The 11,804-nt window shown below is 64.5% G+C and carries 12 protein-coding genes; 1 reads left to right on the forward strand and 11 read right to left on the reverse strand.

All coding sequences use genetic code 11. From position 1 onward, the window contains the following. Nucleotides 1–156 precede the first annotated feature (156 nt). From lnt to tsaB, 9 genes are all read right to left on the reverse strand, one after another. A complete protein-coding gene (gene lnt / locus ACQ86E_RS14460; protein ID WP_431205934.1) occupies nucleotides 157–1,770 on the reverse strand; it encodes an apolipoprotein N-acyltransferase in 1,614 nt (537 codons plus the stop codon). Continuing rightward, nucleotides 1,767–2,885 carry a hemolysin family protein gene (locus ACQ86E_RS14465; protein ID WP_431205935.1) on the reverse strand — a complete coding sequence of 373 codons (1,119 nt, stop codon included), beginning with the start codon at nucleotides 2,883–2,885 and terminating at the stop codon, nucleotides 1,767–1,769. The genes lnt and ACQ86E_RS14465 overlap by 4 nt, the downstream gene beginning before the upstream one ends. 1 nt (nucleotide 2,886) lies before the next feature. After that, nucleotides 2,887–3,375 (reverse strand): rRNA maturation RNase YbeY, encoded by a 489-nt coding sequence (gene ybeY, locus ACQ86E_RS14470; RefSeq protein ID WP_431205936.1) that lies wholly within the window; start codon nucleotides 3,373–3,375, stop codon nucleotides 2,887–2,889. A gap of 82 nt (nucleotides 3,376–3,457) precedes the next feature. After that, entirely contained in the window at nucleotides 3,458–4,453 is a 996-nt protein-coding gene (locus ACQ86E_RS14475; RefSeq protein WP_014438680.1) for a PhoH family protein, read from the reverse strand. Nucleotides 4,454–4,517: 64 nt separating this feature from the next. Beyond that, nucleotides 4,518–5,915, reverse strand: coding sequence for a tRNA (N6-isopentenyl adenosine(37)-C2)-methylthiotransferase MiaB (gene miaB, locus ACQ86E_RS14480; RefSeq protein ID WP_431205937.1), 1,398 nt, complete (start codon nucleotides 5,913–5,915; stop codon nucleotides 4,518–4,520). Nucleotides 5,916–6,058: 143 nt separating this feature from the next. Next, complete coding sequence (locus ACQ86E_RS14485) at nucleotides 6,059–6,739, reverse strand: HAD family hydrolase (protein WP_431205938.1); 681 nt, start codon at nucleotides 6,737–6,739, stop codon at nucleotides 6,059–6,061. Nucleotides 6,740–6,743: 4 nt separating this feature from the next. Further along, nucleotides 6,744–7,199 (reverse strand): Fur family transcriptional regulator, encoded by a 456-nt coding sequence (locus ACQ86E_RS14490; protein ID WP_431205939.1) that lies wholly within the window; start codon nucleotides 7,197–7,199, stop codon nucleotides 6,744–6,746. 38 nt (nucleotides 7,200–7,237) lie between these two features. Further along, nucleotides 7,238–7,723 (reverse strand): ribosomal protein S18-alanine N-acetyltransferase, encoded by a 486-nt coding sequence (rimI, locus tag ACQ86E_RS14495; RefSeq protein WP_431205940.1) that lies wholly within the window; start codon nucleotides 7,721–7,723, stop codon nucleotides 7,238–7,240. After that, nucleotides 7,720–8,412, reverse strand: coding sequence for a tRNA (adenosine(37)-N6)-threonylcarbamoyltransferase complex dimerization subunit type 1 TsaB (gene tsaB, locus ACQ86E_RS14500; RefSeq protein ID WP_431205941.1), 693 nt, complete (start codon nucleotides 8,410–8,412; stop codon nucleotides 7,720–7,722). Before tsaB ends, rimI begins: the two co-directional genes overlap by 4 nt. 309 nt (nucleotides 8,413–8,721) lie before the next feature. On the opposite strand from tsaB, the gene ACQ86E_RS14505 reads away from it, so the two are divergent. Beyond that, on the forward strand, nucleotides 8,722–10,407 hold the full coding sequence (locus tag ACQ86E_RS14505) for a methyl-accepting chemotaxis protein (protein WP_431205942.1): 1,686 nt from the start codon (nucleotides 8,722–8,724) through the stop codon (nucleotides 10,405–10,407). Nucleotides 10,408–10,515: 108 nt separating this feature from the next. Here the strand turns inward: ACQ86E_RS14505 and ACQ86E_RS14510 are convergent, their stop codons facing one another. Both ACQ86E_RS14510 and ACQ86E_RS14515 read right to left on the reverse strand, forming a co-directional pair. Further along, complete coding sequence (locus ACQ86E_RS14510; protein WP_431205943.1) at nucleotides 10,516–11,085, reverse strand: NifU family protein; 570 nt, start codon at nucleotides 11,083–11,085, stop codon at nucleotides 10,516–10,518. A gap of 153 nt (nucleotides 11,086–11,238) precedes the next feature. Next, entirely contained in the window at nucleotides 11,239–11,733 is a 495-nt protein-coding gene (locus ACQ86E_RS14515) for a universal stress protein (protein WP_431205944.1), read from the reverse strand. Nucleotides 11,734–11,804 lie beyond the last annotated feature (71 nt).

The raw sequence follows: 11,804 nt of genomic DNA on the forward strand, positions 1-11,804 counted from the left end.
CTGTTATTGGGGAACATTGCGGAGAAATTTAGCAATGCCCACTGTCTTTTGCAGCGGATGCAGAATGAGGAGGCCGCGTGCAGTCTGTCAACCGTGGGACTACGGTTGTCAAAGGAATCCCGTCGCGTCGACCGGAAACCACTGGCGACGGTGTTACTACGGATGCCGTTTGGCAACACGTCGCCTGACCGCCAGAAACACAGCCAGCGCGACGAGCATTGCTGCGGGCACATCGCCCACACGCGCATAGACGGTCGGTGGAATTGCGGCAGGCAGGCTTGCATCCAAAATGCCTTCGACTCCGAGGCCGAGGCTTGCAACGGTGCGCCCGACCGGATCGATCACCGCCGAGACGCCGGTATTGGCCGAGCGGACCAGCGGCAGTCCGAGTTCGATGGCGCGCATCCGTGCCTGCTCCAGATGCTGATAGGGACCGGTCGAGATGCCGAACCAGCCGTCATTGGTGAGGTTCACGATCCAGCCTGGACGTTCGTTGCGCCCGGCAACCTCGCCGGGAAAGATGGCTTCGTAACAGATCAGCGGCAGCGCCGGCGGCACGCCGGGCACCGGCAGTGCGTGCCGCACGGTGCCGGGAATGAAGCCGCCGCGCATGCGCGTCAGTTGCTCGAACCCGAGCTTCTCCATCAGGTCCTGATAGGGCAGAAATTCACCGAACGGCACGAGGTGCAGCTTGTCGTACACCGAGAGCACGCTGCCGTCGTGATCGATGACGTAGATCGAATTATACGCGCGCGTGATCGGCGTGCCGCGCGGCAAGTCGGGCGCGCGGACTGAACCCGTGATCAGCACCGTGCCCTTCGGCAGCAGCTCGGCGATCTCGGCCATCGCATCGGCTTCGCGGGTCAGGAAGAACGGAAAGGCGGATTCCGGCCAGATCAGGATGGTGGCATCGCGCACGCCGGTCGATTGCGGTCCGGAGGCGCGGTCCGACAGCGCCAGGTATTTCTTCATCACGTCCGCCTTGGCGGCGTAGTTGAACTTTGCGTCCTGCTGGAGGTCCGGCTGCATCAGGCGCAGCTTGGCGCCTGCGACCATCGTGGTCGGATGCAGCGACAGGCGGATCGCGCCGAAGATGCTCATCACGATCAGCAGCGCGATTCCTGCGACCGGTGCGCGCCATGCCGGGCGGCGGTCAGGCGTGCGGTCGATCAGCGCCGCGGGACTTGCGAAGATCGCGATGCTGAGGAACGTCATGCCCCACAGGCCGATCAACGATGCCGTCTGCGCCAGCGGCAATGGCTCGGACAGTGCATAGCCGAACGCGTTCCAGGGAAAACCGGTCAGTGCGTGGCCGCGCAGCCATTCGGTTATAGTGAGACTCGCCGCGAGCGCGAGGATGCGCATGGCATCCTTGGTCCAGAGCAGGCGGGCCAAGGCAAATCCGAGCGCCGTGAAGATCGAGAGATAGGCCGGCAGGCCGAGAACAGCGAATGGCGTCAGCCAGGCGAACACATCGGCATCGACGAAGAACGCATAACCGATCCAGTAGAGGCCGGGCACGAAATAGCCGAGCCCGAAGCAGTAGCCGGTCAGTGCCGCGACGGGGACGCCGCCATAACGTCCGGCGCCGGCGCCGTCGATCAGCCAGACCATCACAGGCAAGGTGACGAACAGCACGGGAAAGATGTTGAATGGCGCCAGCGCCAGCACCGACAGCGCGCCGCAGCCCATCGCGATGAGTGCGCGCTTCCATCCCCAGGCGAGGATGATGGTGAGGGCGATCTGCCGAAGGCGCTGGAACGGACTCACTGCGGGCCGGCCCCGTCGCTCGGCGGCGGGGTGGGCGTGTCGCTGGACGGCGGCTGACCGCTCTCCGGCGTGGTCTCGCGGCGGCGGCTTTCGCGCTGGGTGCGCGGCGCGGGTCGTTCCTTTCGCGTCGAGATCCGCAGTCGCTTGACGCGGCGCGGATCGGCATCGAGCACCTCGATCTCGTAATTGCCGGGGCCCGAGATCACCTCGCCGCGCACCGGCAGGCGGCCGACGAAGCTGACGAGATAGCCGCCGAGCGTCTCGACTTCCTCGCCGGCCTCGCCGGTGACGAAATCCTCGCCGATCACCGTGCGGACGTCCTCGAGGCTGGCGCGGGCGTCGGCGATGAAGGCGTTGTCGGGCAGGCGCACGATCGAGGGCGGCTCGTCGCTGTCGTGCTCGTCGTCGATCTCGCCGACGATCTGCTCGACGATATCCTCGAGCGAAACCAGCCCGTCGCTGCCGCCATATTCGTCCACGACCAGCGCCAGATGAATGCGCGTCGCCTGCATCTGTGCGAGCAGATCGATCGCCCGCATCGACGGCGGCACGTAGAGCAGCTTGCGGATGATGCGCGCATCCTCAAGCGGCAGCGCGAGGTCCACGGCCTTCAAATCGAGCCCGGCCGGCAGCGGCTTCTTGCGCTTCGTCTTGGTGGCGTCCGACACGCGCGCCCGCGCGGTCATGAAAGCGAGCAGGTCGCGGATGTGGACGATGCCGACGGGATCGTCGAGCGTCTCGTTGTAAACCACCAGGCGCGAATGGCCGGCGCTTTCGAAGCGATCCATCAACTCGCCGAGCGGGATGTCGCGCTTCACGGCGATGATGTCGGCGCGATGCACCATGACGTCGGCGATCCGCCGCTCGTGCAGGCCGAGGATGTTGCGCAGCATGGTGCGCTCGACGGTCGAGAAGCCGGTGTCGTCGGGCGTCGTGGCGTCGAGCACGACCTGGAGGTCGTCGCGCACCGATCCGGCCTTCCAGCCGAACAGCGTCCGGATGGCGCGGAGCAGCCAGCCGTCCGCGGTCGGGCGCAGCACCTCGCCTGACGTCACTACGGCCGGCAGATTGGGCGTCTCGCGCGGGTTGTCGTGGATCGGTTCGGAATCCGGCATCTCAGTGCGTCCCTGCGCGGTCTGCATAGGGGTCGGGGATGCCGAGATGAGCCAGGATCTGCGTCTCCAGCGCTTCCATCTCCTCTGCCTCGTCGTCGTTCTCGTGGTCGAAGCCGATCAGATGCAGGAAACCATGCACGGCAAGATGGCTCAAATGATGATCGAACGGCTTGTGCTCCTCGTCCGCTTCGCGCCGCATGGTCTCGTAGGCGATCGCGATGTCGCCGAGCATGCGCGGCGCATCGCCCGGCTTCCACTCGCCCTCCGGCTGCAGCGCGGGAAATGACAGCACATTGGTCGGCTTGTCGAGGCCGCGCCAGTTGCTATTGAGCGTACGGATGCCGGCATCATCTGTCAGCATCACGGCCACTTCCGCGCCCGCGACGTCCTCGTCGACAGTTTCGGCGGCGGCCGCAACGGCGCGCTGGATCACGGCTTCGGAATCGGGTTCGCGCTGCCAGCATTCGGCAACGACAAGGACCTCGGTCATGGGAAGGTTGGGGTGTGACATTCTCTTTGTTCGGAACGAAAGGCGCCTGCGTCCGCGCCCGTATGATCCGGCTGTTGTCTCGTCAGGATTTACCGGCGGCCGGCCGCTGCGGCTGCCCTTCATAGGCGGAGACGATCCGCGCCACGAGTTCGTGGCGGATCACGTCCTCGGCCTTGAAATGAACTTGTGCAATGCCTTCGACGCCGCTCAGCAGCCGGGTCGCCTCGGCGAGCCCTGAGGTCTGGCCGTTCGGCAGGTCGATCTGCGAGGGATCGCCTGTCACGATCATGCGGCTGTTCTCGCCGAGTCGAGTCAGAAACATCTTCATCTGCATCGACGTGGTGTTCTGCGCCTCGTCGAGGATGATGGCGGCATTGGTCAGCGTGCGGCCGCGCATGAAGGCGAGCGGTGCGATCTCGATCTCGCCGGTCTGCAGCGCGCGCTCGACGATGCGTGCATCCATGAGATCATAGAGCGCGTCATAGATCGGGCGCAGATACGGATCGACCTTCTCGCGGAGATCGCCGGGCAGGAAACCGAGCCGCTCGCCGGCTTCCACCGCCGGGCGCGACAGGATGATCTTGTCGACCTCCTTGCGCTCGAACAGTTGCGCGGCATGCGCCACTGCAAGCCAGGTCTTGCCGGTGCCGGCGGGGCCGATGCCGAACACCAACTCGTGGCGCTTCAGCGCGCGAATGTAGGAATCCTGCGCCGCCGTGCGCGCGCGCACCGGGCGCTTGCGCAAATTGATGCTGTCGAATGTCGACTTGGCCGACTTGGCGTCGAACTCGAACAGCGAGCCCTGCGCGATCACGGCGCGGATCGCGCCCTCGACCTCGCCCTGGTCGAGATCCTGTCCCTTCACGGCCTGGGCGTAGAGCGTCTCCAGCACGCGGCGGGCGGCATCGCAGCCGTCGCGCGAACCGCCGATGGTGATGTGGTTGCCCTTGGAATCGACGACGACGCCGAGCCGCCGCTCGATCTGCGCCAGGTGCTGGCCGTAAGGGCCGACCAGCGCGGACGCCGCGCGATTGTCGTCGAAATCGATGACGACCTGGGTCTCGGGCGGTACTTGCATGTCGCGGTCGAATTTGCGGCTGGGAGCGATAGAAGACGAATCCGATGCACTTTTTGGCAAGGGTTCAGGCTCCAGTGGCTATGGGCGATAAAGCGGGCTCGCGCGCAACGCGCGGTGTGGCGAGCTCACCGAGGAAGCTGTAGCGTTCGAGGCTGTCGATCCGCACCGGCAGGATTTGTCCGATGATGTCGGGCGAGGCCATCACATGGGCGGGCTGAAGGAACGCGGTGCGGCCGACGATCTGGCCGTCCCTGCGGGCCGGACGTTCGAACAGCACGTCGACGGTTGAGCCAATCGCAGCCTTGTTGAAGGCCGATTGCTGGCTGTCGATCAGTTCCTGGAGCCGCTCCAATCGCTGGTCCATCTCGGAGGGGGACACCGTCTCCTGCATATCCGCGGCCGGCGTTCCCGGCCGGGCGGAGTATTTGAACGAATACGCCGCAGCGTAGCCGATTTGCGTGACAAGCGCGAGAGTGGCGAGAAAATCTTGCTCGCTCTCGCCAGGGAAGCCCACGATAAAATCTGATGAAAAAGCAATGTCTTGGCGCGCGGCCCGGAAACGGTCGACGACACGCCGGTAATCATCGGCGGTATGTTTCCTGTTCATGGCGGCCAAAACCCGGTCCGAACCCGACTGCACCGGCAGGTGCACGAACGGCATCAGCTGGCCGAGATCGCGATGGGCGGCGATCAAACTGTCGTCGACGTCGCGGGGATGGCTGGTCGAATAACGCAGCCGGGCAATGCCGGGAATGGTCGCCAGATGCTCGAGCAGCCGGCCGAGCGGCCAGACTTTTCCGTCAGGCCCCTCGCCGTGATAGGCGTTGACGTTCTGCCCGATCAGGGTGAGCTCGCGCACCCCGTTGTCGGCCAGCCGCTTCACGTCGTCGACGATCTTCGCCACCGGACGCGAGACTTCCGAACCCCGCGTGTACGGCACGACGCAGAAAGTGCAGAACTTGTCGCAGCCTTCCTGCACGGTGACGAAAGCGGAAATGCCGCGCGCGCGGATCGCGGCGGGCTTGGGTTGGGCCAGGAAGCCGAATTTGTCGGCTGCGGGAAATTCGGTCTCGATCGCGCGGCCCTCGTTGCGCGCTCGCTTCAGAAGCTCCGGAAGGTGATGATAGCTCTGCGGGCCGACCACGACGTCGACCACTGGCGCGCGCCGCGTGATCTCTCCACCCTCGGCCTGCGCCACGCATCCGGCGACCGCGATCTGCATCGTGCGGCCGCCACGCGCGGCCTCGTCCTTCGCGACCCGAAGGCGGCCGAGCTCGGAATAGACCTTCTCGGAAGCCTTCTCGCGGATATGGCAGGTGTTGAGGATGACGAGGTCGGCATCCTCCGCACTGGCCGTCTCTACGAATCCTTCCGGAGCCAGCGTGTCCACCATGCGCTGGGCATCGTAGACGTTCATCTGGCAGCCATATGATTTGATGTGCAGCTTGCGCGGCGGCGTCATGGAACCCGGAATGGAGGTGGAGGACCGCCCTCAGATATAGGCTGGAGCAGCGAAAATCCAGCGAATGAGCCCAAGGAGGTCATTCGGGACGCTCCAAGCGGGCGAAATGCGGAATTCGGAGCTTTTGGCGTGAGATTCGGGTTCTAGCCGACGACGACGTCCGCCGCGATGCGCCGGACCAGCTCGGGCAGTTGCCGCATATCGTCGAACGTCAATCCGGAGCCGGCGTCAAGCAGCCGCTCGGCGTGCCCTGGCGGGCAATGGCTGCCGCCGTGAAAGCCCAGCACGGTCATTCCGGCGGCATGTGCTCCGGTTACGCCGGGGACGCTGTCCTCGATCACCAGGCACCGTTCCGGTGCAACCTTCATCTGCGCGGCTGCAAACAGGAACAGATCGGGCGCCGGCTTTCCGCGTGCGACCTGGCTCGCCGAAAAAATGTTTGGAGCGAGCAGGTCGTACAGCCCGGCACATGTCAGGCCGTGATGGATTTTCTCCGGCGTGCCACTCGATGCGACGCATTTCGGCAAATCGATTGCGGCAATTGCCGCGGCCACGTGGGTGATCGGCTGCAGATCGCTGGCATAGAATTTCAGAGTCGCCGCATTCACCTGCCTCTCGAGATCGTCGGGAAGGCTCCGGCCGATTTCCTGCTCGACCATTCGACGCGCATCTTTCTCGGATACGCCGAGAAAGCGAACCAGCACCTGCTCCGACGTGATCGGATAGCCGTGCTTCGTCAGCACATCTGCATGCGCACGACAGGAGATCACTTCGCTGTCCACGAGCACGCCGTCGCAATCGAAAATGATGAGGTCGATGGGCACTAGATCAGGACGTCGGCTTGTCGTCGTCGAGCGGGACGCAATAGAGCTCGAGCCGGTGATCGACCAGCTTGTAGCCGAGCTTGCGGGCGATCTCGGCCTGGAGCTTCTCGATCTCTTCGGACGTGAACTCGATCACCGTGCCGTCGCGCAGATTGATGAGGTGGTCGTGATGGCTGTCGCGCATCGTCTCGTAGCGCGCGCGGCCCTCGCGGAAATCGTGGCGCTCGATGATGCCGGCATCCTCGAACAGCTTGACGGTGCGATACACCGTCGAGATCGAGATCTTGTCGTCGACGGCGACGCAGCGCCGGTACAATTCCTCGACATCGGGATGATCGACCGCCTCCGCGAGCACGCGCGCGATGACGCGGCGCTGCTCGGTCATGCGCATGCCGGTCGCGGCACAGCGCGCCTCGATGCCGGATGCCTTGGATGCGGTGGAAGGTTTAAGTCCAGTCATGTGTTGTCTGCCTGACGGGGCGCTTTCTGCCATCAATATTACGACAAGTCACGTCGCATCAGAAGTGCGTTCAATTGTTCCCCGTTGGGCTGCTTATAGTAGCGTTCGCGGCGTCCGACCACCACGAATCCGGTCCTGTCGTAGAGCCGCCGTGCCGGCTGGTTGTTCTCCTCCACCTCCAGAAATATCGTGCGCACGCCGCGTCCGGCGAGGTGACCGAGATGGGTCATCAGCAGCATGCGGGAGAGGCCGCGGCCGCGATAGGCCTGGTCGACCGCGATCGAGAGAATCTCCGCTTCGTCCGCGCCGATCCGCGACACCGCGAAGCCGATGACCTTGCGGCCGAGGCGCAGGCGATGGACGAGCGTGTTGTGCTCGCTGAGCATGGTCTCGAATTCGCTTTCACCCCAGCCGTGCGCGAAGGACTGGCCGTGAAGCTGCGCGAGCCGCAGCGCGTCGCGTGCGGAGGCGGGCTCGACGGCGGGCATGCCGCCGCGCCACCATTCCGAAAACCATCCCATCATGCGCTGGCGGCTTGTGCGAGCGGCGGCCCTGCGGTCGGCTTTGCGTCGGGCGCCTTCAGATAGAACGGCCGCGCCGGATTTGTCTCGGGATCGGCGGCTGCGCCGAGCCACGCGACCCAGCTGATGTCGGGCGCGGGCTGCGCGTCGACCGTGACGGGTTGCGGTGCATCCTTCGGCCAGCGATCGGCGAGGAGTCTTGCGCCATCGCCGACCAGATGCGGTGCACCGAATTGCGAGGCCGCGATCGCCTCGTCGATGGGAGCTACGCCCGGCCGCACCAGCTGGCTGCCGTCGCCGGCGACGATCTGGAAATAGACGTGATCGTGCCGGGCATCGATGGCGGAGATCACCGGCGCCGTTCCGTTCTGACCGACGATGGTGGCGGCATAGGCCGATAACGTCGTCAGCCCGACGGCCGGGCGCTTCGCCGCCAGCGCAAGTCCGCGTGCGGCCGAGATGCCGACGCGCAATCCGGTGAAGCTTCCGGGACCGACGGTGACGGCGATGCGGTCGAGCGAGGTAAAAGCGAGATCGGCGGTCGTCATGACGCGCGCAATCATCGGCATCAGCGCTTCGGCGTGGCCGCGCTTCATGAGGAGCTCCTCCCGCGCAAGGAGCTCGCCGGCGTCGGTGTCGAGAACGGCGGCCGCGCACGCCTCCAGCGCGGTGTCGATGGCAAGGATCAGCATCGAGATCAGCTTAGTCGGTTCCGCCGCGGTCGGACCAGCCCAAGTTTGATTTCTCGACAGGCGCACGATCGCCTCGCCCGTAATTCTACGTGGGGGTGAGATCAATCGACGCTTCGCGCTCCTTTTCGCAGGGCGTCCCGCCAGATGCAACCTGCAAGATATCTAAGTCTCTGAAATAGTGTGAGTTTAAGGAGTCTTTCACCATCGTTCGACAGTTTGCGGGACGTTCATCGCCCCGGCCAGATCTGAATGATGCACTGCGGCGTTGCCGAGATATCTGTCAGAGCGTCCTTGGAAAGGTTTTAGTAGATGTCTTTTTGGAGAAGCGGCTATTTGGCGCGAGAGGCTCTGGCCCAGGTCATCGCGCTCGGCAAGTCGCAGGCGGTGATCGAGTTCAATCTCGACGGTTCCATCATCACGGCCAACCAGAACTTTCTGAACGCGATGGGCTATCGACTCGACGAGATCCAGGGCAAGCATCACTCGATGTTCGTGACGCCGGACGAGCGGGACGGCGCTGCGTATCGCGAGTTCTGGGCGCGTCTGGGCCGCGGCGAATTTCAATCGGCGGAGTACAAGCGGCTCGGCAAGGGCGGCCGCGAGATCTGGATCCAGGCGTCCTACAATCCGATCGTCGACGAGGCCGGCAAGCTGGTGAAGGTCGTGAAGTTCGCCACCGACATCACCGCGCGCAAGATCCGCAGCCTGGAAGACGCCGGAAAGATCTCTGCGATCGGCCGCGCTCAGGGTGTGATTGAGTTCAATCTCGATGGCAGCATCATTACGGCCAACGAGAACTTCCTGAGCACGGTGGGCTACCGGCTCGATGAGATCCAGGGCAAGCACCACGGCATGTTCGTCAGCGCCAGCGAGCGCGACAGTGCCGCCTATCGTGAGTTCTGGGCCAAGCTCGCGCGCGGCGAGTTCCAGTCCGGCGAATACAAGCGGTTTGGCAAGGGCGCCAAGGAGGTCTGGATTCTCGCCTCCTACAACCCGATCCTCGACGAGGCCGGCAAGCCTTTCAAGGTGGTGAAGTTCGCCACCGACGTCAGCGCGCAGAAGCTGACCAACGCGAATTTCGCGGGGCAGATCGAGGCGATCGGCAAGTCGCAGGCCGTCATCGAGTTTGACATGGACGGAAAGGTGCTCACCGCCAACGAAAACTTCCTCGGCGCGCTCGGTTATGCGCTGCCCGAGATCGTCGGCAAGCACCACAGCATGTTCGTGGGCGCCGACGAACGCGAGAGCGAGGCCTATCGCGCCTTCTGGGCGAGGCTGAATGCCGGCGAATTCCAGTCCGGCGAATATCAGCGCATCGGCAAGGGCGGTCGCCAGGTCTTCATCCAGGCTTCTTACAACCCGATCCGCGATCTCAACGGCAAACCGTTCAAGGTCGTCAAATATGCGTCCGACACCACCGCCCAGGTGATCGCACGCAAGCGCAGCGAGAAGGTGCGCGACATGATGGAATCGGTCGCCGCCGGCGCCGAGGAGCTCAACGCGTCGGTGCGCGAGATCGCCGAAGCGATGACGCGCTCGCGCGAGACCGCGTCGACCGCGGTCGGCCGGGTCGAGGCAGCGGACCAGCAGGCGCAGCGGCTGACGCAGGCGGCGGAATCGATGAGCGTGATCGTGCAGCTCATCGGCAACATCACCGGTCAGATCAATCTGCTGGCGCTGAACGCCACCATCAGATCTGCGCGCGCCGGCGAAGCCGGTCGCGGTTTTGCGGTGGTTGCGTCGGAGGTGAAAAATCTCGCCAATCAGGCCAAGCAGGCGGCCGACAGGATCGAGCAGGAGATCAGCAACCTCAACGGTATCTCGGTTGACGTCGTCGCCGCGCTGGACTCGATCAGGGGCGCGATCCATGGCGTCAGCGAGTACGTGTCGTCAACCGCCGCGGCGGTCGAAGAGCAGAGCACCGTCACCAACGAGATGTCGGCGAGCATGCGCAAGGCGGCAGAGGAAGCCGCGAGCATCGGCCTGGCTGCGTAGGAAAGATGTCGTGGGGTGGGTCAGCCGAAGGCGTAACCCACCTCTTTGATTCCTGCGGTGACAGAAGTGGTGGGTTACGTTGCGCGAACCCACCCTACGGCACCTGACCTACATCGGCCGGACTTCGACCACGTCGGGCACGAAATGCTTGAGCAAATTCTGGATGCCGTGCTGAAGCGTCGCGGTCGATGACGGGCAGCCTGCGCAAGAGCCCTTCATGTTGAGGTAGACGATACCGTCCTTGAAGCCACGGAAGGTGATGTCGCCGCCGTCATTGGCGACCGCGGGACGCACGCGCGTCTCGATCAGGTCCTTGATCATGTCGACCGTCTCGGCATCGGACTCGTCGAAGAACTCGTCCTCGTCGTCGAGATCGGCATCGCCAGCGGCCGAACCGTCGGCGAGCAGCGGCGCGCCGGACATGTAGTGCTCCATGATGGCGCCGAGGATCGCGGGCTTGAGCTGCTGCCATTCACCGTCCGCCTTGGTCACGGTGATGAAATCCGATCCGTAGAACACGCCGGTGACGCCGGGCACGTCGAACAGCTTTTCGGCCAGCGGCGAGCGCGTCGCCGATTCGCGGCTCACGAATTCCATCGGCCCGCCATCCGTGACGGAGCGGCCGGGAATGAATTTCAGCGTGGCGGGATTGGGAGTGGCTTCGGTTTGAATGAACATGGTTTTCTCCAGACGTCGCCGGTTCAAGGCCGGCGCGTGAGCTATCAATTAGCAGATGGCGACGGCGAACGCACGATCAAGGGGAGGCGAAGTATTAGTCCAATATTTTCAGCGGCTTGGGGTTGCTTACCCCCTGGGGGCAACCAAGATCGCCTACGACAGCGAATCCACGCTTTGGTCGCTGAGGGCGCCGGAAATGACCGTCACCGGCACCGGGAATGTGCCCAGCGCGTGAGACAGCAGCGAAACCAGCGGGCCAGGGCCTTCCGCCCCGGGGCTGGCGGCGAGTACCAGCATGGCGATGTCAGGGTCCTCGTCGATCAACGCCAGCAGCTGTTCCATCGCGGCACCTTCGCGGATCACCCGTTCCGGCGTGATCGCGGCGATGCCGTTGGCGCGGCCGGCGGCGCGGTCGAGCGCGGCTTCCGCCGCTTCATGCGCTTCGGCGCGCATGATGTCGGCGACCCCCAGCCATTCCTGGTTCTGCTCGTCGGGCTCGATGATGCGCAGCATCACCACGCCGCCGCCGGCGCGGATCGCCCAGCGGCTGGCGTAATAGACCGCGCGATCCCATTCGGCGGTATCGTCGACGATGACGAGGCATTTGGGCTTGTGACCCGGCTCGAAGCAAAGTCGCTTGCTGGTCATGCATGTCCCGGAATGTGCACGGCCTGCATGCTGCCACACTCGCCCACGCTTGGGGAGGGGAGAAGCGGCCG

Origin of the sequence: Bradyrhizobium betae, from assembly GCF_050632175.1 — a bacterium.
GTDB classification, from domain to species: domain Bacteria; phylum Pseudomonadota; class Alphaproteobacteria; order Rhizobiales; family Xanthobacteraceae; genus Bradyrhizobium; species Bradyrhizobium betae_B.